We start from the raw sequence: 24,565 nt of genomic DNA, 5'->3' as shown, positions 1-24,565 counted from the left end.
ACCAATAATTTAAAACTAATTTATCAGTTTTAATATTTAATTAAGTACTACTTATATGCTTTATTCCCAATTAATTGTTATTGAAAACGTTTATTTCAAAAAATCTTAAAATATTTTTTATCTTTAGTATTATTAATTACTAATAGAACAAATACGTTTTACTATTATTTCATAATATAATCTTTAAACCATATATTAACTAAAGAAGTCGATTGAATACTCGTGATATTCAATCGACTTTCCTTTAGTCAACTTATTTTTATTCAATTTAAATATTAATGACTAACTTACCTATCATTGATTGACTCTCTAATATTTGATGCGCTTTATATAAATTATCTTCAGTTAGACCATTTAATACTTGTGTCGTAGTTGGTTGATAATGTCCCTGTTCTACTTTAATAGCTATATCTTTTAAATATTCATGATGTTTAATCATGTCGTTTGTTTGATGAATAGGTCTAGCAAACATAAATTCATGTGAGAACGTAATGCTTTTAGGCTTAAGTAAGTTTAAATCTTGTTTATCATTAAAGGCTACTATAGTTGCAATATGACCTCGTGGTTTAATCATATCAATCATTTTTTCATAATACATATCAGTATTAAATGTACAGAAGATATAATCTACTTCATTAATATCATGTTCTATGAGTTGTTGTTTTAAATCTTCTTTATGATTTAAAACAATATCAGCGCCCAAATCATAACACCATTTTTGGGTTTCTTCTCTAGATGCAGTTGTTATCACATGTAATCCATAATATTTAGCTATTTGTATAGTGATACTTCCAACTCCACCTGCAGCATTAATAATTAATAAAGACTTACCTTTATTATCGTCTGGATTATATGAGATATTAAAGCAGTCGAATAATGTTTCTGATGCAGTGAGCCCTGTTAAAGGCAAACTCGCTGATTGTTCAGCTGAAATATTATTAGGTGCGTGTGCAACTAAGTTTTCTTGTATCAATTGATATTCAGCATTAGAACCATGTTGATTCGGTGAACCAGAATACATCACAGTGTCTCCTACTTTGAACATTGTGACCTCATTTCCAACAGCTTCAACAGTGCCAACTGCATCAAAGCCTAGTATTCTTGGTGATTGTTCGACAGGCAACAGTCTTTGTTTCGTATCAACTGGGTTGACACTTATACTTTGTACTTTCACTAAAATATCATGTCCTGAAGGTGAGGGTGTATTCAACTGAAAAGTTTTAAACTGATTACCTTGATCTAAAGTAAATGGGTTTTCAAATCCTATTGCTTTCATATTAAGCCACCTCTATCAATATTTATAAATAAATATGAGCTTTGTTTTCTTTTAATTTTAAAGAATTTATTCAACATCTGCTACTTTAATTACTTGCTTACCGAAGTTATTTCCAGTAAATAAGTTTCTGAAAGCATTAGGAACTTTATCAAAACCTTCTTCAACTGATGTTTGTGTTTTAATTTTACCTTGTTGTACCCACTCAGCTAATTGTTCACTTGCGTTTTTGAAATCATCGGCAAATTCGGCTACTAAGAATCCTCTCATCATAGCTTGTTTTTTCACTAATGTTCCTTGAATTCTTGGTCCAATGTCTTCTTCAGGGTGATTATATGCAGAAATAGAACCGCATACAGGTATACGCGCATGACGATTTAAATGTTTGAATACTTCATCACTAATTTGGCCACCAACATTTTCATAATATACATCAACGCCATCAGGTAATGCTTGTTCTAGATTACTTGAAAATTGATTGTCTTTATAATCAACACCTGCATCAAACCCTAATGTGTCTGTTAGGTAAGATACTTTTTCTGGTCCACCAGCAATACCAACAACACGACATCCTTTAATTTTAGCAATTTGACCTACAACAGAACCGACCGCTCCAGATGCCGCTGATACAACAACAGTTTCACCTTCTTGAGGACGACCAATATCTAATAATCCATGATAACCAGTTTGTCCTGGCATACCTAATACACTTAAATATAATTCTAACGGTACCTCAGTAGATGGTACAACTCGTACTTTATCACTAGTTACAGTATTATATTTTTTCCATGGTAATACGCCGGTAACAATATCACCTTGTTTAAATCCATCTACTTGTGATGCAGTTACTTGTGCTACAACGTGACTTTCTATAGTTTGTCCTATTTCAAATGGTTGAACATAAGAATCTCCTTTAGACATTCTTCCACGCATATATGGATCCACTGAAATATATAATGTTTTTAGTTGTACTTCACCATTTTTAGGCTCAGTAATATCTATGTCTTCATATTTGAATGTATCATCTTGTGGCATACCTTCAGGGTATTTATTAAAAATAATTTGTTTATTATCCATGAAATCATCCTTTTTAATTATTGATAATATTTAAATACCTCAATTCAAGATGTCTAAATCATGCCAACTTAATTGTATAAGAAAATAAAATTTTAAATTAAGAATGAATCGTGGTAGTGATTTCTTAAAAAATATAAAAAAGTACAATCTCTAGCTGTTTTCGACTTAACCGATTAATTTTAATAATTAAGTACGAATTCATATCAGTTAGAAACTGTACCTTTTTTTATTTAGCCCATAAAAATTCTATGATTTCATCGGCAACTTTTTTATTTTCGTGTAATTGACTATGTTGAGCAGATTCACCTGTATATTTAGATTCTTTATAACTACTAACACTATTGCCAATTAAGTATTGAAGTGACTTTGATGAACTATTAGAGACACGTCCATCCGAATGTGTGCCGTCTTTTAAATCTCCATATATATTCAATACCTTGATATCTTTATTTTTATAAATATTTTTCAGCGGTAATAATTCTTTAAAATTATCAGTCATTTTGTTTGGCTTACCATTTTTATCAACACTAATTTCATTTACTTTTTCATTTAGATTTAATACGCCGTTAAAAGTACCTGCTATATTAACCTCTTTATTTAATTGTGGTAACTTTTTATCTGTACCATACATTTTCATGAAATATGCAAAGGATAAGTTGCCCATTGAATGACCTACGAAATTGTATTTCTTTATTTCATATTTTGTTTTTAACTGGGATAAAACATTTTTAATATTTTTTGCGTTTTGTGATGTGTCCCCATTTTTATTATCTTCCAATTCTATTTTAATAATAGGGTTTATAGCTTTTGACTTCATATGTCCTTTGAAGTTAACTTCACCATTGCTATCTACCTTAGCTGTAATTACATTTTGGGTTACACCCTGTTGAGTTGCTTGTTTTACCATAAACGTTTCAGACTTTTCGCTTCCACCATATCCATGTAAAAAGATAGTAGCCGTATGACTTTTTATAAAACGTTGATCGTTTACTTTAGTAGAATGATGTTGACGTGTAATCATCACTGTAGCAATTGCAATGAATGCGATGATTAAAATACTTATAATTAATAGCCATTTTGCTTTCATTAGATTACCTCTTCTATTTTATATATTCTATTAGTATATAGTATTTTTACAACCACCGCACATAAAAACAAGGCGCATTATTTTAAATACACCTTGTTTTATAAGTTATTTTATTTCTCTTGTTTCAGCTACTTGTTTATACCAATATGCGCTTTTCTTCGGATAACGTTCTTGTGTATCAAAATCTACATAGAATAATCCATATCGTTTTTCATAACCATTTGACCATGAGAATACATCCATTAATGACCATAAGAAATAACCTTTTACATTAGCGCCATCTTTAATTGCATCAGCAATAACATTTAAATGTTGCTTAATGTAGTCAATTCTAGCATCGTCATGAACTGTTTTTTCAGATTCAATAAATTCATCTTTATAGCCTAATCCATTTTCAGTGATATAGATTTTATGATAATTCGGATAATCTTTTACAACTCTCATAATTTGATCATATAAACCTTGAGGATAAATCATCCAATCCCAGTCCGTTCTAGGTACATCGACATCAAATTCTCTTTGGCCAACACCTTTTAATTGGTACTTTGATCCACCTTTATCTCCAGTTGAATTATGTGTGATGAGACATTCACCATCATATGCTTTCATCCAATCGCTCATGTAGTAATTGATACCTAAAAAGTCATTTAAATCTTTAGCAGCGTCTAAAATTTGATAGTCTTCTTCTTTAATATCTAATTTACCACCATTAACAGCTAAAATATGTTGAACACCTTCCATAGTTTCTCTTGAATATTTACCTAAGTATGTTGCATCTAAAATAAATTTATTGTGAATGATGTCTTCTAATTCTGCTGCTCTAACGTCTTCTGGGTTGTTAGGATTTAATGGATATTTAGTCGGCAATGCATGTACAACACCAATTTCTCCTTTATAACCACCATCTTTAAATAACTTTACTGCTTTAGCATGTGCAACCATCATATTATGATGTGATTGAAATACTTTTCCGAAATCGTATGTAATTCCTGGTGGGAATTTTCCAACTAAGTATTGTCCATCACCAATAGGTCCAATTTCATTAAAAGTAGTCCAGTATTTTACTTCTGGAAACTCTTTGAAACAATATTCAGCATAATCTACAAAATATTCAATGGTTTTACGGTTTAAAAAATCACCATCTTTATGCAATACTTCTGGCGTATCAAAATGATGTAACGTAACAAATGGCTCTACATGACGTTTATGGCATTCTTTGAATAAATTATGATAGTATTCTACTCCTTTTGGATTAACTTTCCCAAATCCTTTAGGAAAAATTCTTGACCATGCAATTGATATACGGATACCATTAACACCAAATTTTTCACTTAATTCTAAATCAATTGGGTATCGATTATAAAAATCACTTGCTGGTTCAGCAGTATACCAGTAATTTTCTTCTAGATAAGTATCCCATGCAACACGTCCTTTACCATCAGTTTGAGTTGCTCCTTCTGCTTGATATGCGGCAGTCGCTCCACCAAAAATAAAATCTTCAGGTAATTGTTTAGTCATTATGAAAAACGCTCCTATCTAATTTTCAAATTGTTTTTGTACAAATGCTAATGCTGCTTGTCCATCACGTGTTAAATTAATGTACTCGACACCTTGAGTTTTAACTAATTTAATACCTAATTTATCAGTGTCTTGTTTAATATCTTCAAAATTGGATGCTACTTGAGGGGCTAAAATGATTAATTGATAATCTTTCATAATATCGTTATGTGCACCATATCCTCCAGCAGCTGCTTTAACTGGAACATGATATTCTTCTGCTGCTTTATTAAGTGCATTAGCTAGTAATCCACTTGTTCCTCCCCCAGCACAAAGGACTAATACATTCGTTTGTTCTGTAATATTATTAGTTAAGTCAGATGTTGACTCTGCTTCTGTATTAGAATGTGAAGCTAATATTGCATCTGCTTTTTTAGTATCAAAGTTAGCTGCTACTTTATCTTGTAATTCGCTATTACTTTCTTTATTACCAGCTTCTTCTTCTAAAATTTCATTATCATAAACTTTTAAGAATGGATAATAAATAATAATATCCACAATAATTAATACTAATGCTAAGACAAATGATAATAATGCAAATTGTGTACCCATGACGATACCTAAAGGTGCCGGTGTAGTCCACGGTAAGTTAACAGAAAAACTGTTCATCCCTAATACATCTACGAAAAATTTAAAGATCCATACGTTAACAATTGGTGTTAAAACAAATGGAATAAAGAATACAGGGTTTAATACTAAAGGTGCACCAAATAAAATTGGTTCGTTAACACCAAAGAATGTAGGTACCACAGACGCACGACCTATAGCTCTATTTCGTTTAGATTTAGCTATCCACATAAACATAAATGGAACTACTAATGTTGCACCTGTACCACCCATAGTTACGATAAACATTTGAGTACCAGAGGTAATAACATTGTCTGCGTGTTCACCCGCTTGAATTAACTTAAAGTTTGCTTCAATGTTTGCATATGTAATAGCTGCAATAGCTGGTTCTACAATAGATGGACCATGTATACCAACAAACCAGAACAAAGCAAATGCACCAAAGATAATTGTGATTCCAATCCATCCGTTTGCTGCAGTAAATAATGGTTCGAATACTTTAAGAACCGCTGCTGCAACATTAGTTTCGATTGTTGCTCTAACAGTTAAATCAAATCCATAAAGAATTAAAATAACTGCTGAAAATGGAAAAATATCTTTAAATACTTGAGATATGTTTGGAGGTACTTCTTTAGGCATTTTGATAGTAATATTACGTTTAATAAAGAAGTTATAAACAATAACAGTTACAAATGCAGAAATAAACGCTGTTAATAAACCTTTTGTTCCTAAAAATGCGTTTAAGAATCCACCTTCTTTAGCAGGTGCTAAGAATAAAAATCCACAAATTGACGCAAGCATAGTAGAAATAAAGTTAATTTGATTCGTACTTTCTAACTTGCGGTTATATGAATCTGTTAAAGATTTGGCAGTTGTTCCAGCAACTAATAATGCTACAAGACCCATTGTGTAGTTATAAGGCTTCATTAAAATGCCTTCCATCTCTTTATCCCACTTAAAGCCAAATACATTCGGTACAAATGCAATCAATAGGAATAAACTTGAAAATAAAATAACAGGCATTGCTGATATAAAGCCATCACGAATGGCTCTTAAATAAATATTTCTCGATAACTTTTCAAAAAATGGTTTACCCTTTTCAATTTGAGCAATTAACTTTTTCATCAAGGTCTTCACCCTCTTTTATATAATTCAATTAAATGTGACATCACATCTTTTAATAATATAGTTGTCATTAAATGGTCTTGACCATGCATCATTGTCACACTATATGCGATATCCTCTCCTTGGGCTTCTTTAGCCAAAAGACTTGTTTGTGCTTTGTGCGCGTCTGCAATAAGACCTTTTCCTTCTTCAATTAAAGCTTCAGCTTTATCGAAGTCTTTATTTTGTGCAGCAGTCAATGCTTCTAAAAATTTAGACCGTGCATCTCCTGCAAAAGCAACTATTTCAAAACCAATTAATTGTACTTCTTCTCTATTCATGAGCGATATACTCCCCTCAATTTAAATTATGTTATTTCCAAGATGTCGCTGTTTGAGTTAGTACTTTGTTAAGATCATCTATATTTTTAAATCCTGTTGTTCTTAACCATTCACGTGCAGCGGCTTCACCTTGTTCAATATATACTTGAACTGCACCAGCCCATGTTGCACGACCGCATAGTACACCATTAAATTTAGCCCCTGATTCATGTGCAAATTTTAATGTTTCTTGGAATAATTCTGCAGAAACACCTGCACTTAAATAAATGTATGGAAGATTCGTTGATGCTTCTTGATTTCTAAAATGTTGAGCCGCTTCTTCTTTGGTATAAACAACTTCTCCATCAGTAAACCCTTCAACATATTGCATATTTACTGGTACTTCAACTTTTAGTACGTCCACATTAAAACGTGGTTCAGAGAATAATTTCATAGCTTCGTTAACCTTTCTAGGTTTAACTTTTGCGTATTCAACACTGCTATTATCTGAAATATTGTCATCATATGATAAAACTTCTAAGAAAAATGGGATATCTTCTGCAACGCATTCAGAACCAATTCTTTCAATATATGCTTGTTTTTGAACATTGATATACTCATCATCATCAACGTCGTAGTAAAGTAAGAATTTGACTGCATCCGCGCCTTGTTCTTTTAAACGTTTAGCTGACCATTCAACTAAACAGTCAGGTAAGCGACCTTTAGCATTTACGTCATAACCTGTTTTTTCATATGCTAATAATAATCCGCAGTTTTTATTTCTAGCTTCAGTAGCTGGCAAACCATATTCTGGGTCTAATAAAATAGATGATGCATATTGTGTAAGTTCTTCAGCTACAAGTACTTTTAATTTTTCAATTTGTTCAACTGTTGGTTCAGTTGTTTGAAATTTAGACATCATTCGCTTTAAAGCACCACGTTGGTCAAATGCTAATGCTGAAATAACACCATTTTCATTACTTAATTGTGAAATTGCTGTCGTTTTATTTTGAGTTTTTACCATTATTTACACCTCTAATAATTCAATTTGATGATATAATTCGTCATAGTTTTTGATATTGACATATCCTGTACGTGATTCTTGAGCATTGAGCATACCTAATGTGTTAGCTTTCTTGAGAAGTTCATCATCACTTTCATTGTTTAACAATGCAGAAGCTATACCGGCAACTGTAGAATCTCCAGAACCAACTGGATTTAATACTTTAATAGAAGGTATGTTGACTTTGTAATATTGATTATGATGCTTAGCGAACATACCCTTTGCTCCTAATGAAACAATGACCCATTCTATATCTTTGAATAATGAATCATTTACTGCTTGTTTTAGCCCATCTATACTTTCATCAACAGGTCGATCTAATAACTGATATAGTTCATCAATATTGGGTTTTATAACAGTTGGCTTATGTAATCCTTTTAAAGAAGATACTAATGTTTCTCCAGAGCTATCTAGTATTAATGGAACTTGTTCATCATGACATTTTTCAATAATCTTCAAATAGTAATTGTTATTTAAACCTTTAGGTAGACTTCCTGAAATAACAACCACTTTAGTTTGTCGAATCAATTCATCAACGTGTTCTAAGAAGTTTTGTCCTTCTTTTTTACTAATAGTTGGCCCTTTTTCCAAAATTTCCGTTTGCTTACCTTGATGTAAAATAGCAATACAATTTCTAGTAACATCTTTAATTTTGAAAAAAGAATGTTTAATATGTGAGTCTTCTAATTGTTGTTCAATAAATTCGCCTAGTTGACCTCCGATTAATCCACTAGCTATAACTGATTCGTTTAGTTGATTCAATACTCGAGTTACATTGAGTCCTTTTCCGCCAGCAGTTTTATCAATGTTCGATACTCGATTCACAGTATCAAGCTGAAAATCTTCAATAACATATGAAATATCTACAGACGGATTTAAAGTTAGTGTTAATATCATATGTGTCTTCCTTTAATCGTGATATTCGCCTTTATCCCATTTTTCTAAAAATTCATTAAAGAAATTAGGGTTCGTTTGGTCTTCGTTATGTGTTTCTAAATGTTTAATTTTCGCAATTAATTTTTCATTTTTTTCAGAAGGTTTATACTCTGCTTCAATGAAGGCTTCGATAATGTCACACATTAAAAGTTCACCAATGATTTTACCTCCAAAACCAATGACATTTGCATTTAGCTCTTCCTTGGCATAAAGGGCAGAAGTCATATCTCTTACAAGTGCGGCTCTAACACCTGGTACTTTATTAACTGCATTGTTTATACCAACACCAGTTCCACAAATACAAATACCTAGATCCGCATTCCCACTTGTTACTTGTTCACCCACTTTTTTACCAAAAATTGGATAATGAGTTCGCGCGAAATCATATGTTCCTACATCGATAACTTCGTGACCTTTTGATTTCAAAAACTGTGAAACTTCCATTTTTGTATCAGTTACAATATGATCGCAACCTAATGCTATTTTCATTGTTAATCCTCCTCTAATTAGCACATTTTATTAAGCATATCTACGCGTATTTGGTGACGCCCGCCATCGTAGTGTCCATTAACAAAACCTTTAACTACATTTTGTGCCAATGTGTCCCCTACGATTTCTGAACCTAACGTAATCATTTTTGAGTTATTATGACCTCTTGTCATATATGCAGACCTTTCATCTGACACTTCCGCAGCGATCATACCTTTAATTTTTGTAGCAACCATAAAGCTCCCAACTCCGAACGCATCAATTGCGATTCCTAAATTGTCATCATTCTTTTGTACTTCTTTAGCAATGGCAAGTGTAGAATCTACAAAATCTAAATCTTTACCTTCATTAACGTCTAAAATATCAAAATTACTTTCTACTAAATATGTTTTAATTAAATCTTTTAAACGCTTACCATCCACATCTGATCCAATTATGATTGTCATAGCAATTCTCCTTATCAAATATAGTCATTAAAAGCATCTTATATATATTTAAAGAAAAGGCTTTCAAATCTTTACGTTTAAATTATAAACTTAAACCAACATAAATTAAACATAATATGTTTGTATTTTGTTTGAATTAAACACTTTTCCAAACATTTGTAGCTAAATATTCGATTTTTCACAGAAAAATGTTTTATTATGTTGAAATTCGTTTAATAAGTAATTATTTCAAATAAAAAACCTCGAATCGTTTGATTCGAGGTCATTTATTCTGAAAGTAATATATTATTCTACTACTTCTATATATGTTTTAATTTGTTCTAGCTTCTCTTGATCTTGATTATCCATTATAACTGCGGTCAGATCATCCAAGTGACAAATTGAAGTAAAATCATTTTTTCCTATTTTGGTATGATCTACTATTAAATATTTTTCAACTGAATGTTCTACTGCAAGTTGCTGTGTGTAGGCTTCATCTAAAGAAGACGTCATCACACTACCTTTATTAACGCCATTGCTACTAAAAAACATTTTACAAAAACGAAGCTTCTCTAATACTGAGTTTGCCATTTCACCTACAAACGCTTCTGTTAAATGTCTCATTTCTCCACCTAGTAAATAAACTCTGAAATTGGTTGTTTGTTTCTCTAATAATATCTTATAAACGGGCAAACAATTTGTTATCACCGTTAAAGAATGATGGTTTATTTCTTCGGCAAGAACTTCAATCGTCGTTCCTGGTCCAAAAAATAATGTATCACCATCTTCAATTAAACTGGCTGCTTTTTTAGCAATATATCTTTTTTCTTCAATTTGGTGTGTGTGCTTTTCTTTATGTGACATTTCTTTATATTGAAAATTTGAATTACTACGTGCTCCACCATGTATTTTCGTTAAAACACCTTGGTTTTCTAATTCAACTAAATCTCTTCTTACTGTCATATCAGAAACATTTAAACCTTCAACGATTTCATTGGTCCTCACTGTTCCTTTTTTATTGACTAGCTTAGCAATCTCATCTAAACGTTCGTGCTTATTCACTAAATAAATACCTCCTTACATTAGGCCAGTGTCATCATTCAATTTCCATCTTTTATCAATATTCATGATTATTCAATAGTAAAAATACTGAATCTACCTAATCATTTACTAATTTTAATTGTATGCAAAATACATTGTTCAACTGTATTTTAATAGTATGTATAAAATCACTTCAATATCTTTAACATTATTACTATAATATATAAATGTAAAGAAGTCATATGTTAAAAGTGATATGCTGTATAATCTATTTTTTACAAGAAGGTGTATTTTTGAATAATAAAATTGAAAGTTTAAAACAACTAATTGATAACTCTGAGAAAATTGTATTCTTTACGGGTGCTGGTGTATCTGTAGCAAGTGGCGTTCCAGATTTCAGATCTATGGGAGGCCTATTTGATGAAATTTCAAAAGACGGCTATTCACCAGAATATCTATTAAGCCATGATTATTTTGAAGACGATCCTGATGGATTTATCAATTTCTGTCATAAAAGATTAATTTATGCTGATAAATTACCTAATAGTGTACATGAATGGATTGCTCATTTATAACACAACGGTCAATCTCTAGGGGTTATTACTCAAAATATTGATGGATTTCATTCAGATGCAGGCAGTAAGCATGTTGATGAATTACATGGAACATTAAACAGATTCTATTGTCCTAAATGTCATAAGTCATACACTAAAAAAGACGTGCTTGATAGACAGTTAAAACAATGTGACGCATGTGGTAGTACTATTAGACCTGACATTGTTCTGTATGGTGAAATGTTGGACCAATCAGTGATTATGAATGCATTACAAAAAATCGAAAATGCAGATGCGTTGGTTGTACTTGGTACTTCACTAGTTGTGCAACCTGCTGCTGGATTAGTATCAAATTTTAAAGGTGACAATCTAGTTATTATCAATAAAGATGCAACTCCTTATGATAATGAAGCCTCACTTGTCATCAATGAGGATATGGTTGAGGTCATTGATCAACTGAATAGTTAAATCAACAAGCACTTCCCGATTTTTCGAGAAGTGCGTTTATTTTATGATTGAACTTGTGATAAATGATAATTGACTGCTTCTGAAATAAAACTAGTTAGATAAGGATTATTAAATTTCTTGAAATAATTTTTGAATCTCACATCGTTATGATAAGTGTCAGCAATCAAACATAGTAATTCATTATCAAAATGAGTATATAGATTCATCAGGTCTTTCCACTCATATACAACATCTTTAGCTTCACTAATATTAACTTTATTTATTGCTAAGCCATTAAACTTTTCAAAAATCTGATCTAATCTTTCTATATTTTCTTTATTTGAAAGTAATTGGTCATTATGTTTATTAGTATACGTTTTGTAAACATCTAAATTTTCATATTTTATCTTTGCTTCTTCTTGATATTGTTTGTAAGGTACATGATTCAATTCTTCAATTTCTACAATTGGTATATTATTAATGAATTTTTCAATTGCTATTCTCAAATTTTCTAAATTATTTATTTTTTGCGTTAGACTCACTTTTTGATTTTCTAATACAGATTTTAATTGTTCATCATTATAATCAATAACTTTATATATTTCTTTTATACTCATATCTAAATTTTTAAGTAATAATATTTTTTGAAGTCTAACTAAATCATTTTGATTATAAACCCTATAATTATTTTCGTTCTTTTGTACTTTTAATAAACCAATCTCATCATAATAATGTAATGTTCGCTTTGTTACTCCAGTAATATCCATAATTTGTTTTAAACTATATTGAAATTCCAAAATTTCTCACCCCGCTTAAAAATTTTCTTTTCTTTTCCTTTAAAATAACTAAATAACTCATAACTTGATTAGTACTATTCATCTTAATCCCTCCATAAATTAAACATAAGGGATAACGTAACGTCACTTTCAAGTATTAATTTAAAATTTATTTTATCCCAACAAAAAAAGCACTTCTCGAAGATTCGAGAAGTGCTTGATTTATCGTTCTTATTAATTGTAAACAAATCTGATAGCGAAAAACTTCGCAATAATTTGTATATATTAACGTTTTGAGAATTGAGGAGAACGACGAGCTTTTTTAAGACCTGGTTTTTTACGTTCTTTCATACGTGGGTCACGTGTTAATAATCCAGCGCGTTTTAAAGAACCTCTGTATTCAGGATCTGCTTCTAATAATGCACGAGCGATTCCGTGACGGATAGCTTGTGCTTGTCCTGTGAATCCACCACCGTGAACATTAACTAAAACGTCATAGTTACCTTTAGTTTCAGTAACATCGAATGGTTGGTTTAAGTCTAAGATTAATGATTCAAATGGTAAGTAGTCACGTACGTCACGGTTGTTAACTTTGATGTTACCTTCACCTGGTACTAAACGTACACGTGCTACTGAGTTTTTACGACGGCCTGTGCCTTTATATTCAACTTGTGCCAATGTAATTTCCTCCTTCTAATTAACCACGTAACTCGTAGTTTTCTGGTTGTTGTGCAGCGTGTGGATGTTCAGCGCCACCATATACAAATAATTTTTTACCTTGTTTTTCACCTAAACGGCTGCTTGGTAGCATACCTTTAATTGAAGTTTCAAGTAAACGTTCTGGGTTTGTTCTTCTTAATTCACCAGCAGAGATTGATTTTAAACCACCTGGGTGATTTGAGTGACGGTAATACATTTTGTCTTGCTCTTTGTTACCAGTGAATTCGATTTTTGAAGCGTTGATGATGATTACATAATCACCTGTATCAACGTGTGGTGTATAAGTTACTTTATTTTTACCGCGTAAGATAGATGCTACTTCTGATGATAAACGACCTAATGTTTGGCCTTCAGCATCGATAACATACCATTTGCGCTCAATGTTTGATTCATTTGCCATAAATGTTTGACGCATAATAATTGTCCTCCTAAAAATAAATGCTTCGTTTTAGTCTCTAGACAAAATTGATTAACCTAAGTTACTTTGTATTGTCTAAATTCTATTTGTTTGAATTAAAAATTTGTTACGATTTAAAGCGTAGATTTCATTTATTTTGTTAACTGTTGTTCTATTTTGCTTATATATCTTGTAACACAATAAGATTCCGGGGCTTATCGTGGGGTGGATATAAAACAATACCGTTAATAATCTTATAATTTCATAGACCTTTTGTCAATGCAATTCAATCATTTTGTAATGATTTTTTATAATGGATTTTAATATGATTACCAAATTCATCCATTAATTCATGATCAGACAGATATATTTTCTCTAAATATAGACCGTCAGATGGTGCAGTAAAAGGTATTTTATTGCGGTTTTTCTCTTCAAGTAATACCGGTATTTCGTCGGGTTTTCTTTTACCTTTTCCAACTTCTATTAAAAATGCCACTAATACACGAACCATATTATACAGAAAGCCTGAACCAGTTACTATATAATCAAAACCATCTTCTGTTTTAATAATTTTACTTTCATATAATGTTCTTACTTTACTTTGAACTTCAGTTTTTTGGGAACAAAAACCAGTAAAGTCGTGAGTACCAATAAATAATTGTGCTGCTTTATTCATGCTATCTAGATCTAATATTTCAGATACATACGTTTTTAATCCACTTTCAAATGGATTCCGATGTTCGGCTTGATATACTTTATATCTATACTTTTTCCCTACACAATCATAACGACAATGAAAATCTTCATCTACGTGTTGAACGCTTTTAACATATATATCATCCGGCAATGCACTATTCAGTGCATATTGCCATTTATTATTTTCAATGTTTAAGTCAGTATCAAAATGAAAATACTGTTGATAAGCATGCACTCCTCTATCTGTTCGACTAGAGGGATGTATTCTTACATGACGTTTATGCATTCTTTTAAGAATTTTTTCAAATTGTTGTTGTATTGTGCGACCTTGTTGTTGAATTTGAAATCCTAAAAATTGATTACCTTGATATTCTATTTCTACTAATATACGCAATACTTTTACACTCCAAAAAATTTAATTAACAATAGGATAGCTAATATAGGAATAAGTAATAATAATGTACATGTATCTCTCAGACGCCATTGGAGCATTCTATAGCTAGTTCTCTCAGCATGAGCATCATACCCTCTCACTTCCATAGCTATCGCTAATTCTTCGGCTCTCTGGAAAGCAGAAATAAACAATGGAATCAGTAACGGGACAAATGCCTGAATTCTTGTTACCAACCCACCTGAACTTATCTCTGAACCTCTAGATTTTTGAGCTAAAATAATCTTATCTAATTCGTCCATTAATGTAGGTATAAACCTTAATGCAATAGACATCATCATACTTAATTGATGTAAAGGTATTTTAAGCCATTTGAGTGGCGTTAATAACTTTTCAAATGCGTCAGTTAAATCTATTGGACTAGTCGATAAAGTCATTATAGTAGCTATCATTACAATAAATATCAATCTTAAAGAGATAAAAATACCTTCTAATATCCCTTTACTTTCAATAGTTATAAAGTTCCATTGAAAAAGAATAGTACCACCTTTAGTAAAGAATACATGCATTAAAAATGTAAAAATTAGAAAGATAAATATAGGTGTTAAACCTTTAATCAAAAACATAAAATTAATTTTAGCCATTTTCATAATGATTAAAATAAGAACAAAAAGCCATGCATATGTTCCGAAAGAGTGACATAGAAAAATAAATATAATAAAAGCAAATACAAATATCAATTTTGTTCTTGGGTCTAACTGATGTATAAATGAATTGCTAGGGAGATAACGTCCAATAATTAATTTATTTTTCATTTTGCCACTCCCTATATAAATCAACAAATTCTTCTTCAGTTAACGCGGTTGAAGATAGTTTAGTTTGATATTTAGTTTCAAAATCTTGCTGTAAACGGACAACATCAGGCATAGTTATATTCCACTTTTTTAGATTATCTGGTTCACTAAATAACTTGCGCGGACTTGTTTTAACCTTGATTTCACCTTTTTGCATCACAATGACCTCATCAGCATATCTTGCTACATCATTCATATCATGCGTAACTAAAATAATAGTTTTATTTTGTTCATTTTGTAATTTTTTAAGCAATGACATTACTTGATGTCTACTTTTAGGGTCTAAACCAGCTGTTGGTTCATCGACTACTATAATATCTGGATCCATAGCTAATATTGAAACTAAAGCTATTTTTCTCATTTGACCTCCAGACATTTGAAATGGTGATAACGACATCACATTTCTTGAAAACCCTAAATCAAGTAACATATCAAATGCTTTTTCTTTAACTTGCTGAATATTCATATTAAAATTTTTAGGCCCAAATTCAATTTCTTTTTCAACAGTATCTTCAAAAAGCTGTGATTCAGGAAATTGAAAAACCATTCCAACATTCTGGCGTATTGGTCTCAAAACTTTATCCTTTGATTTGTGATTAATATAAATACCATTAAAATTTATATCACCACTAGTCGGTTTTAATAAAGCATTAATATGTTGAATTAACGTTGACTTACCACTACCAGTTTGACCGACAATCGTATAATAATGACCTTTTTCAAATTCAACTGAAATATTTTTTATAGCAGTATATTCATAAGGTGTGCCAAGTTGATAAGTATAACTCACTTTATTCATTTTAAAACTCATAATAAATCAACCAACCCTTCATATGTAACGAATGTTGATTTTCCAGTTAATAGTTGATTCATCTTCATAGAAAACGGTAATTCAAGACCAATTTTATTTAAATTAACTATATCATCATATATGTCATTAGGTTTACCTTGTTTATACACTTTACCTTGATTCATAACTATAATATTATCAGCACTCATTGTTTCTGATAAATCATGTGTAATAGAAATAATCGTTATGTGTTGTTCACGTTGTAGTTCTCTAACTAAATCAAGTAAAGATTTCTTTGCCACTGGGTCTAACATTGAAGTAGCTTCATCTAAAATAATTATAGAAGGACTTAATGCTAACACACTAGCTATAGCTACTCTTTGTTTCTGACCACCAGATAACGAGTGAGGTTCATAATCAGCTAAATCAAACATATCAACTTGTTTTAAAACTTTGTCTACTTTTTCATGCATATCATTATATGGTATAGACAGATTCTCTAAACCAAATGCAACATCATATTTAACAGTTGAACCAACAAACTGATTATCTGGATTTTGGAAGACAATGCCTATTTGTTTTCTTACTTGTGTAATCGTTTCTTTAGTTACACATTGGTTATTTAGAATAATATGACCTTCATCACAGTTTTCAATTCCTACCATTAGTTTAGTAACAGTTGATTTACCAGATCCATTGTGTCCTACTATACTTGTCCATTGGCCACGAGGAATATTAAATGATACATCATTTAACGTGAAGACAGAATCACTTTGATATTTAAATGATACATTACTAAATTCAATAATATTATCTTGATCCATCACATTTATTCCTCCCCAATGTAGTAATTACCTTTAATATTTTACATGATTTATAAACATATGTATACTTCGACAATTTGTTTATTAACATTTTCATTTTCTTATTTAAATGATTAAACACCAATTAAAATAATTTTATAATTAAAAAAGCTGAGAAATAGTATCTCAGCTTAAAATAAAAAAGCGCGCACCCCATCAGTTTTGTTGAGTTCACGCTTTAATTTAATATTTAGTTTGATGGGGTACTCTGAGCTAGACAAAATCTGTATGTGGCAGATTTTATCGTTGCACTCATTTGCTTTATATATAAGTAGTTAGTGTATTTATAATTAAATTATACTAATTCGATAATTACTGATTCAGCACCGTCACCACGACGAGGGCCTACTTTAAGAATACGAGTGTAACCACCTTGACGATCTGTATAACGTTCAGCGATTTCACCGAATAATTTTTGAAGAGCAGTTTGAGTTGATTCATCTTCATTTAAGATTTCAACATTTTGTAATGTTTTAGCTGCATTACGACGAGAAGCTAAATCTCCTTTTTTACCTAAAGTGATTAATTTCTCTACTACACTGCGAACTTCTTTTGCACGAGCTTCTGTTGTTTCAATACGTTCACTTACGATAAGTGCTGTAGCTAAGTTACGTAACATAGCTTTACGTTGATCAGAAGTACGACCTAATTTTCTGTAACCCATGAGTTAACCTCCTTTATCAATCTTCTTTTCTTAATCCTAATCCTAAATCTTCTAATTTATATTTAACTTCTTCAAGAGATTTACGACCTAAATTACGCACTTTCATCATGTCAGCTTCAGATTTATCAGCTAACTCTTGTACAGAATTGATTCCTGCGCGTTTCAAACAGTTATATGAACGTACAGATAAGTCTAATTCTTCGATAGACATTTCTAATACTTTTTCTTTTTGATCTTCTTCTTTTTCAATCATGATTTCAGCATTTTGAGCTTCATCAGTTAGACCTACAAAGATATTCAAGTGTTCAGTCATTATTTTTGCTGCTAATGAAACTGATTCTTGAGGAGTGATTGAACCATTAGTCCAAACATCTAAAGTTAATTTATCAAAATCACTACTTTGACCTACACGTGTATTTTCAACTGTATAGTTTACACGTTCAACAGGTGAATATAGTGAGTCTACTGGAATTACACCAATTGGTAAATCACTAGTATTATTTGTTTCAGCTAATGCGTAACCTCTACCCTTATTAGCAACAAGACGAACTTTTAAATGTCCACCTTTAGAAACAGTAGCAATTTTTAGTTCTGGATTTAGAATTTCTACATCACTGTCGTGAGTAATATCACTTGCAGTAACTTCGCCTTCATCCTTAACATCGATTTCTAAAGTTTTATCTTCTTCAGAATAGATTTTTAATGCTAATTTTTTGATGTTCATAATAATTGTAGAAACATCTTCAACTACATTATCTACTGCTGAGAATTCGTGTAACACGCCTTCAATTTCGATGTACTTTACTGCTGATCCTGGTAATGAAGATAGTAGGATACGACGTAAGGAGTTTCCTAGTGTAGTACCGTAGCCACGTTCAAGTGGTTCAACAACGAACTTACCGAATTTAGCATCTTCACTAATTTCAATTGTCTCAATTCTAGGTTTTTCGATTTCTATCATTTACAAATATCCTCCTTATATACGTCGACTAGATTTATAATGTTTGCTCAGTGACCTGTAACAACACAACAATAAATTAAACGCGACGACGTTTTGGTGGACGACAACCATTATGAGGTACTGGAGTAACGTCTCTAATTGCTGTTACTTCAAGTCCTGCTGATTGTAACGCACGGATAGCAGATTCACGGCCTGGTCCAGGTCCTTTAACTGTTACTTCTACAGTTTTTAAGCCATGTTCCATAGCTGTTTTTGAAGCTGTTTCAGACGCCATTTGCGCTGCGAATGGTGTTGATTTTTTAGATCCTTTGAATCCTAATGCACCAGCTGATGACCAAGATAATGCATTACCAAATTCATCAGTAATCGTTACAATTGTATTATTGAATGTTGAACGGATGTGTGCAACACCACTTTCAATATTCTTTTTCACTTTACGTTTACGAGATACTTGTTTACGTGCCATTTATTTTTTGCCTCCTTTACCGATTATTTTTTCTTGTTCGCTACAGTTTTAACTGGGCCTTTACGCGTACGAGCGTTGTTTTTAGTTTTTTGACCGCGAACTGGTAAGCCACGACGGTGACGAATACCACGGTATGATGAAATTTCCATTAATCGTTTAATGTTTAAGTTTTGCTCACGACGTAAGTCACCTTCAACTTTGTAGCTATCTACTACTTCACGGATGCGACCTAATTCATCGTCAGTTAAATCTTTTACGCGAGTGTCTGCTGATACGTTAGCTTCTTCAACGATTTTTTTCGCAGTAGAAGTACCGATACCATATACATAAGTTAAAGAAATAACAACGCGTTTTTCACGTGGAATATCCACTCCTGCAATACGTGCCATATACATTTACACCTCTCTTTTATTAACCTTGTCTTTGTTTGTGTTTAGGATTTTCACAAATTACCATTACTTTACCTTTACGTTTAATGACTTTACATTTTTCGCAAATTGGTTTTACTGATGGTCTTACTTTCATTTTAATACCTCCCTATATTATGGAGTGACGATTATTTATAACGATAAGTAATTCTACCGCGTGATAAATCATACGGAGACATCTCAACAGTTACTTTGTCGCCAGGTAGAATTCGAATGTAGTTCATTCTAATTTTACCACTTACGTGTGCTAAAATTTCATGACCATTTTCTAATTCTACTTTAAACATTGCGTTTGGTAAAGTATCTAATACAGTACCTTCTAATTCAATAACATCTTGTTTAGCCATTGATTAACTTCCCCCTTTTTGCAATAGTAAGGTTATCGTCAATAGACAACTTCAACGATACGAATCTATTTGTGACTAGTTTTAATAAGTTTAACAAAAATTACGGGAATTATTATCGTCATTTGTCACTCATATTAAATTTTATACTACAGTTTAATTAAACATTCACATCATCATAGATCGTAAAAGCTGATCTATTGTAATTGATCTAAGATATCAATGACATCAGTAGTAACCTCTTCAATATCTTTTGAACCATCAATGTTATTCAATACACCTTTATTATCGTAATACTCTAATATTGGTTTAGATTGTTTAACATTAACTTTCAAACGATTTGAAACAGTTTCCGGATTATCATCTTCACGTTGATATAATTTACCACCATCAAGATCACAAATACCTTCAACTTTTGGAGGATTAAATACAAGATGATAAGTCGTACCACATTTCTCACAGATACGACGACCTGTAAGACGATTCATTAGTTCTTCCTCTGGGACTTCAATATTGATGACAGCATCAATACTTCTATCAAGTTCAGCCATAATTGAATTTAAAGCTTCTGCTTGATCAATAGTTCTAGGGAAACCGTCTAATAAGAATCCTTTTTTTGCATCGTCTTCAGAAATTCTTTCTTTAACGATACCCACAGTAACTTCATCAGGGACTAATTCTCCACGATCCATGTATGATTTAGCTTCTTTACCTAAATCAGTCTCATCTTTAATCGCTTTTCTGAACATGTCACCAGTCGATATATGTGGTATTGGGAATTTCTTAACAATTTCACTCGCTTGAGTACCTTTACCTGCACCAGGTAAGCCCATTAAAATGATATTCATAAGTGCCCTCCTACAAATTATCTACCACCAAAGCCTTTATATTCTTTTTGATTTACTTGTGCTTCTAAAGATTTCATAGTTTCAATAGCAACACCGATAACGATAAGAAGACTAGTACCACCAATTTGAATAGATCTTGGTAAGCCCATGAACTTCGTAGCTAAGATCGGTAAAATCGCAATGACTGCTAAGAAAATAGAACCAACAAACGTTAAGCGATAAAGAACTTTAGTAATATATTTTTTCGTTTGTTCACCAGGTCTAATACCTGGGACATAACTACCTTGTTTTTTAAGGTTGTCAGCCATTTTTTCTGGATTAACTTGTACAAATGCATAAAAGTATGCAAACGCAATAATTAATACAATATAGATTACCATTCCTATGTTACTTGATGGATTTGCAGTATCTGCAACTTGTTGAGCCCATTCAGCTTTAGGGAAGAATAGCGTCAACGTTCTTGGTAATAAGAAAAATGCCATCGCAAAAATAACAGGAATAACACCAGCTGAGTTAACTTTTAAAGGTAGATAAGTTGCTTGTGAACCTAATCGTTGAGCTGTTTGTTTCTTCGCATATTGGATAGGAATTTTACGTTTTGCTTCAAGTACAAATATAGCACCTACTGTTAACAATACTAATGCTACAATTAATGCTACTATTTTTAACCAAGCTAATGAAGTATCTTCTTGACCAACAAATGCTTGTTGACCTGCTTGAATAATGCTTGAAGGTAAAGTTGATAAAATACCTGCAAAGATGATAAGTGAAATACCATTACCAACACCAAACTGAGTGATTTGGTCACCAAGCCATATCAAGAATGCAGTTCCTGCTGTTAAAGTAAGTGCAATCAATAAATAAGTTAGTACAGATTGGCTTACAATTAAGCGTCCTCCGTATAAATTATTAAATTGAAATGACATACCAATTGACTGAATGAATGCTAATATTATAGCGAAATAACGTGTTACATTGTTGATTTTCCTTCTACCTACATCACCTTGTTTCGCCCATTCTGAGAACTTAGGAACAATATCCATCTGTAATAATTGCATTACGATAGATGCAGTAATATAAGGCATAATACCCATCGCAAATATTGAAAAGTTCTTCAAGGCTCCTCCACCGAATGTATTAAGTAAATCAGTGACACCTTGAGAACCTTTTGCTGCTTGATCAAAAGCATTAGGATTTACTCCAGGAGCTGGAATGTAAGTCCCAATCTTGAATATAACTAACATTGCTAGAGTAAAGAAAATCTTGTTTCGAACTTCTTTAGTTGTAAAGAAGCTCACAAGCGTTTGAAACATTAGATCACCTCGTGTGCTCCACCTTTAGCATCAATAGCGTCTGCTGCTGAAGTTGAGAACTTATGAGCTTTCACTGTTAATTTTTTATCTAGTGAGCCATTACCTAGTATTTTAATACCAGATTTTTCATTCTTAACAACACCAGATTCTACTAATAAAGCTGGAGTTACTTCAGTACCATCTTCGAATTGATTAAGTTGGTCTAAGTTAACAATAGCATATTCTTTACGATTTATGTTAGTAAAACCGCGTTTTGGTAAACGACGGAATAATGGTAATTGTCCACCTTCAAATCCAGGTCTTACTTTACCACCTGAACGTGCTTTTTGACCTTTATGTCCACGGCCACTTGTTTTACCATTACCAGTTGCTGCACCACGACCTACACGGTTACGTTCTTTACGAGAACCTTCTGCTGGTTTTAACTCATGTAATTTCATGTCGGCACCTCCTTAATTATTTTTCTTCTATAGTTAATAAATGTTTAACTTTGTTGATTTGCCCACGAATAGCAGGGTTATCTTCAACAACTACTGAACTGTTAGTCTTTTTAAGACCTAAAGCTTCAACAGTTTTACGTTGTGTTTCAGGACGACCAATAACACTACGAGTGAGGGTAATTTGTAATTTAGCCATAACTTATTTTCCCTCCTTAATTATATAATTCTTCAACTGTTTTGCCGCGTAATTTCGCAACATCTTCAGCGTTTTTAAGGTTTTGTAAACCATTTAAAGTTGCACGAACCATGTTAATTGGTGTGTTAGAACCTAATGATTTACTTAAGATATCAGTGATACCTGCTAATTCTAATACCGCACGAACTGGACCACCAGCGATTACACCAGTACCAGGAGCTGCAGGTTTCATAAATACGCTACCTGAGCCATAACGGCCAGTGATTGTGTGAGGTGTAGTACCTTCAACACGTGGAACTACAACTAAATCTTTTTTAGCTGCTTCAACAGCTTTTTTGATTGCTTCAGGTACCTCTTGAGCTTTACCAGTACCGAAACCTACACGACCATTTTTGTCTCCAACTACTACTAATGCAGTGAAACGGAAACGACGTCCACCTTTAACAACTTTAGCAACACGATTGATTGTAACAACGCGTTCTTCAAATTCTTTCGTTTCTTCTTCTCTACGAGCCATGTATTTGTCCCTCCTTTAAATTAAAATTCTAAACCGTTTTCTCTAGCAGCTTCTGCTAATGCTTTAACGCGTCCGTGGTATAAGTAACCTCCACGATCGAATACGATTTCTTTAATTCCTTTATCATTTGCTTTTTTAGCAATTGTTTCGCCAACTTTTGTTGATAAATCAACTTTAGTTGCTGATTCGCTAGCGATATCTTTATCTTTAGATGAAGCTTGAGCTAATGTTTCGCCTTTAACATCATCGATGATTTGTGCGTAAATGTGTTTGTTTGATCTATATACATTTAAACGTGGCTTTTCAGCTGTACCTGATAATTTAGTACGAACACGTGAATGTCTTTTCAAACGCACTTTATTTTTATCAATTTTACTGATCATTTTAATACTCCTTTCTTTAGAGTGTTATCTATTATTTACCAGTTTTACCTTCTTTACGGCGTACGTATTCACCTTGGTAACGAATACCTTTACCTTTATAAGGTTCTGGAGGTCTTACTGAACGGATATTAGAAGCGATTGCTCCAACTTGCTCTTTAGATACACCAGAAACTTTAACAGTTGTATTTTTCTCAACAGCGAAAGTAATGCCGTCTTCAGCTTTAATTTCTACTGGGTGAGAGTATCCAACGTTAAGTACTAAATCATTACCTTGCATTTGAGCACGGTAACCTACACCAACAAGTTCAAGTGTTTTTTCGAAACCTTGAGAAACACCTTGTACCATATTATTTAATAAAGCACGAGTTGTACCATGATCTGTTCTGTCATCTTTAGAATCAGATGGTCTTACAACTTCAATTGTGTTTTCTTCTTGTTTAAATGTCATTCTTTCATTTAATGTTTTTGATAATTCACCTTTTGGACCTTTAACAGTGACATGATTATTGTCAAAAGTTACTGTTACGTCACTAGGGATGTCAATAATTTTCTTACCAACACGACTCATGTTATGGCAC

The 24,565-nt window shown here is 32.1% G+C and carries 31 protein-coding genes and 1 pseudogene; 1 reads left to right on the top strand and 31 read right to left on the bottom strand.

Features of this window, described 5'->3' with window-relative positions; all coding sequences use genetic code 11:
• Positions 1 to 268: 268 nt before the first annotated feature.
• The 11 genes from Q4528_RS09500 to Q4528_RS09450 all read right to left on the bottom strand — a co-directional run bounded on the left by Q4528_RS09500 (position 269) and on the right by Q4528_RS09450 (position 10,960).
• A complete protein-coding gene (locus Q4528_RS09500; RefSeq protein WP_017638480.1) occupies positions 269 to 1,276 on the bottom strand; it encodes a zinc-binding alcohol dehydrogenase family protein in 1,008 nt (335 codons plus the stop codon).
• 66 nt (positions 1,277 to 1,342) lie between these two features.
• Positions 1,343 to 2,350, bottom strand: coding sequence for an NADP-dependent oxidoreductase (locus Q4528_RS09495; protein ID WP_072291832.1), 1,008 nt, complete (start codon positions 2,348 to 2,350; stop codon positions 1,343 to 1,345).
• A gap of 226 nt (positions 2,351 to 2,576) precedes the next feature.
• On the bottom strand, positions 2,577 to 3,437 hold the full coding sequence (locus tag Q4528_RS09490; protein WP_046467170.1) for an alpha/beta hydrolase: 861 nt from the start codon (positions 3,435 to 3,437) through the stop codon (positions 2,577 to 2,579).
• A gap of 105 nt (positions 3,438 to 3,542) precedes the next feature.
• The gene (gene lacG, locus Q4528_RS09485; RefSeq protein ID WP_046467169.1) at positions 3,543 to 4,955 is read right to left on the bottom strand and encodes a 6-phospho-beta-galactosidase; all 1,413 of its coding nucleotides are present in this window, start codon (positions 4,953 to 4,955) and stop codon (positions 3,543 to 3,545) included.
• Between the two features lie 18 nt (positions 4,956 to 4,973).
• Positions 4,974 to 6,689: a lactose-specific PTS transporter subunit EIIC gene (locus tag Q4528_RS09480; protein WP_096807743.1), complete on the bottom strand. Its 1,716-nt coding sequence runs from the start codon at positions 6,687 to 6,689 to the stop codon at positions 4,974 to 4,976.
• A 5-nt stretch (positions 6,690 to 6,694) separates the two neighbouring features.
• Positions 6,695 to 7,006: a PTS lactose/cellobiose transporter subunit IIA gene (locus Q4528_RS09475; RefSeq protein WP_023373578.1), complete on the bottom strand. Its 312-nt coding sequence runs from the start codon at positions 7,004 to 7,006 to the stop codon at positions 6,695 to 6,697.
• Positions 7,007 to 7,037: 31 nt separating this feature from the next.
• The gene (gene lacD, locus Q4528_RS09470; protein WP_017638475.1) at positions 7,038 to 8,009 is read right to left on the bottom strand and encodes a tagatose-bisphosphate aldolase; all 972 of its coding nucleotides are present in this window, start codon (positions 8,007 to 8,009) and stop codon (positions 7,038 to 7,040) included.
• 3 nt (positions 8,010 to 8,012) lie between these two features.
• Positions 8,013 to 8,945: a tagatose-6-phosphate kinase gene (lacC, locus tag Q4528_RS09465; RefSeq protein WP_046467167.1), complete on the bottom strand. Its 933-nt coding sequence runs from the start codon at positions 8,943 to 8,945 to the stop codon at positions 8,013 to 8,015.
• 12 nt (positions 8,946 to 8,957) lie between these two features.
• A complete protein-coding gene (gene lacB / locus Q4528_RS09460) occupies positions 8,958 to 9,473 on the bottom strand; it encodes a galactose-6-phosphate isomerase subunit LacB (RefSeq protein WP_017638473.1) in 516 nt (171 codons plus the stop codon).
• A gap of 17 nt (positions 9,474 to 9,490) precedes the next feature.
• Complete coding sequence (gene lacA, locus Q4528_RS09455; RefSeq protein WP_046467166.1) at positions 9,491 to 9,919, bottom strand: galactose-6-phosphate isomerase subunit LacA; 429 nt, start codon at positions 9,917 to 9,919, stop codon at positions 9,491 to 9,493.
• 285 nt (positions 9,920 to 10,204) lie between these two features.
• Positions 10,205 to 10,960 carry a DeoR/GlpR family DNA-binding transcription regulator gene (locus Q4528_RS09450; protein WP_046467165.1) on the bottom strand — a complete coding sequence of 252 codons (756 nt, stop codon included), beginning with the start codon at positions 10,958 to 10,960 and terminating at the stop codon, positions 10,205 to 10,207.
• Positions 10,961 to 11,181: 221 nt separating this feature from the next.
• Here Q4528_RS09450 and Q4528_RS09445 point away from each other — a divergent pair.
• A pseudogene (locus Q4528_RS09445) lies at positions 11,182 to 11,961 on the top strand (NAD-dependent protein deacylase).
• A 41-nt stretch (positions 11,962 to 12,002) separates the two neighbouring features.
• On the opposite strand, the gene Q4528_RS09440 reads toward Q4528_RS09445, so the two are convergent.
• The 20 genes from Q4528_RS09440 to rplF form a co-directional block, all read right to left on the bottom strand.
• Positions 12,003 to 12,737: a MerR family transcriptional regulator gene (locus Q4528_RS09440; RefSeq protein WP_046467164.1), complete on the bottom strand. Its 735-nt coding sequence runs from the start codon at positions 12,735 to 12,737 to the stop codon at positions 12,003 to 12,005.
• 264 nt (positions 12,738 to 13,001) lie between these two features.
• The gene (gene rpsI / locus Q4528_RS09435; RefSeq protein WP_002450501.1) at positions 13,002 to 13,394 is read right to left on the bottom strand and encodes a 30S ribosomal protein S9; all 393 of its coding nucleotides are present in this window, start codon (positions 13,392 to 13,394) and stop codon (positions 13,002 to 13,004) included.
• Between the two features lie 19 nt (positions 13,395 to 13,413).
• On the bottom strand, positions 13,414 to 13,851 hold the full coding sequence (gene rplM, locus Q4528_RS09430; RefSeq protein WP_029055868.1) for a 50S ribosomal protein L13: 438 nt from the start codon (positions 13,849 to 13,851) through the stop codon (positions 13,414 to 13,416).
• Between the two features lie 268 nt (positions 13,852 to 14,119).
• The gene (gene truA / locus Q4528_RS09425) at positions 14,120 to 14,923 is read right to left on the bottom strand and encodes a tRNA pseudouridine(38-40) synthase TruA (protein ID WP_046467163.1); all 804 of its coding nucleotides are present in this window, start codon (positions 14,921 to 14,923) and stop codon (positions 14,120 to 14,122) included.
• Between the two features lie 5 nt (positions 14,924 to 14,928).
• Positions 14,929 to 15,735 (bottom strand): energy-coupling factor transporter transmembrane component T family protein, encoded by an 807-nt coding sequence (locus tag Q4528_RS09420; RefSeq protein ID WP_046467162.1) that lies wholly within the window; start codon positions 15,733 to 15,735, stop codon positions 14,929 to 14,931.
• A complete protein-coding gene (locus tag Q4528_RS09415) occupies positions 15,725 to 16,585 on the bottom strand; it encodes an energy-coupling factor transporter ATPase (protein ID WP_017638504.1) in 861 nt (286 codons plus the stop codon). The genes Q4528_RS09420 and Q4528_RS09415 overlap by 11 nt, the downstream gene beginning before the upstream one ends.
• Positions 16,582 to 17,391, bottom strand: coding sequence for an energy-coupling factor transporter ATPase (locus Q4528_RS09410; protein WP_303521341.1), 810 nt, complete (start codon positions 17,389 to 17,391; stop codon positions 16,582 to 16,584). Before Q4528_RS09410 ends, Q4528_RS09415 begins: the two co-directional genes overlap by 4 nt.
• A gap of 331 nt (positions 17,392 to 17,722) precedes the next feature.
• Positions 17,723 to 18,091: a 50S ribosomal protein L17 gene (gene rplQ, locus Q4528_RS09405; RefSeq protein WP_017638506.1), complete on the bottom strand. Its 369-nt coding sequence runs from the start codon at positions 18,089 to 18,091 to the stop codon at positions 17,723 to 17,725.
• Between the two features lie 16 nt (positions 18,092 to 18,107).
• Positions 18,108 to 19,052: a DNA-directed RNA polymerase subunit alpha gene (locus Q4528_RS09400; protein WP_002450508.1), complete on the bottom strand. Its 945-nt coding sequence runs from the start codon at positions 19,050 to 19,052 to the stop codon at positions 18,108 to 18,110.
• A gap of 76 nt (positions 19,053 to 19,128) precedes the next feature.
• Positions 19,129 to 19,518 carry a 30S ribosomal protein S11 gene (gene rpsK / locus Q4528_RS09395; protein WP_002450509.1) on the bottom strand — a complete coding sequence of 130 codons (390 nt, stop codon included), beginning with the start codon at positions 19,516 to 19,518 and terminating at the stop codon, positions 19,129 to 19,131.
• Between the two features lie 23 nt (positions 19,519 to 19,541).
• Positions 19,542 to 19,907: a 30S ribosomal protein S13 gene (gene rpsM, locus Q4528_RS09390; RefSeq protein ID WP_002450510.1), complete on the bottom strand. Its 366-nt coding sequence runs from the start codon at positions 19,905 to 19,907 to the stop codon at positions 19,542 to 19,544.
• A 22-nt stretch (positions 19,908 to 19,929) separates the two neighbouring features.
• Complete coding sequence (gene rpmJ / locus Q4528_RS09385; protein ID WP_000868342.1) at positions 19,930 to 20,043, bottom strand: 50S ribosomal protein L36; 114 nt, start codon at positions 20,041 to 20,043, stop codon at positions 19,930 to 19,932.
• A 31-nt stretch (positions 20,044 to 20,074) separates the two neighbouring features.
• Entirely contained in the window at positions 20,075 to 20,293 is a 219-nt protein-coding gene (gene infA, locus Q4528_RS09380; RefSeq protein WP_001829792.1) for a translation initiation factor IF-1, read from the bottom strand.
• A gap of 194 nt (positions 20,294 to 20,487) precedes the next feature.
• Complete coding sequence (locus Q4528_RS09375; RefSeq protein ID WP_029055863.1) at positions 20,488 to 21,138, bottom strand: adenylate kinase; 651 nt, start codon at positions 21,136 to 21,138, stop codon at positions 20,488 to 20,490.
• A 17-nt stretch (positions 21,139 to 21,155) separates the two neighbouring features.
• Entirely contained in the window at positions 21,156 to 22,451 is a 1,296-nt protein-coding gene (gene secY, locus Q4528_RS09370) for a preprotein translocase subunit SecY (protein ID WP_017638508.1), read from the bottom strand.
• Positions 22,451 to 22,891, bottom strand: coding sequence for a 50S ribosomal protein L15 (gene rplO / locus Q4528_RS09365; RefSeq protein WP_017638509.1), 441 nt, complete (start codon positions 22,889 to 22,891; stop codon positions 22,451 to 22,453). Before rplO ends, secY begins: the two co-directional genes overlap by 1 nt.
• Positions 22,892 to 22,907: 16 nt before the next feature.
• Positions 22,908 to 23,087, bottom strand: coding sequence for a 50S ribosomal protein L30 (gene rpmD / locus Q4528_RS09360; protein ID WP_002432330.1), 180 nt, complete (start codon positions 23,085 to 23,087; stop codon positions 22,908 to 22,910).
• A 16-nt stretch (positions 23,088 to 23,103) separates the two neighbouring features.
• Complete coding sequence (gene rpsE, locus Q4528_RS09355) at positions 23,104 to 23,604, bottom strand: 30S ribosomal protein S5 (RefSeq protein WP_002450514.1); 501 nt, start codon at positions 23,602 to 23,604, stop codon at positions 23,104 to 23,106.
• A gap of 20 nt (positions 23,605 to 23,624) precedes the next feature.
• The gene (gene rplR / locus Q4528_RS09350) at positions 23,625 to 23,987 is read right to left on the bottom strand and encodes a 50S ribosomal protein L18 (RefSeq protein WP_017638510.1); all 363 of its coding nucleotides are present in this window, start codon (positions 23,985 to 23,987) and stop codon (positions 23,625 to 23,627) included.
• A gap of 31 nt (positions 23,988 to 24,018) precedes the next feature.
• On the bottom strand, positions 24,019 to 24,555 hold the full coding sequence (gene rplF, locus Q4528_RS09345; RefSeq protein ID WP_017638511.1) for a 50S ribosomal protein L6: 537 nt from the start codon (positions 24,553 to 24,555) through the stop codon (positions 24,019 to 24,021).
• Positions 24,556 to 24,565: the final 10 nt, after the last annotated feature.

The sequence above is a fragment of the Staphylococcus pasteuri genome (genome assembly GCF_030547725.1).
In the GTDB taxonomy this organism is placed as follows: Bacteria; Bacillota; Bacilli; order Staphylococcales; family Staphylococcaceae; genus Staphylococcus; species Staphylococcus pasteuri.
Note: the sequence above shows the minus strand (reverse complement) of the source record. Positions and strands in the feature narration are given on the sequence as shown.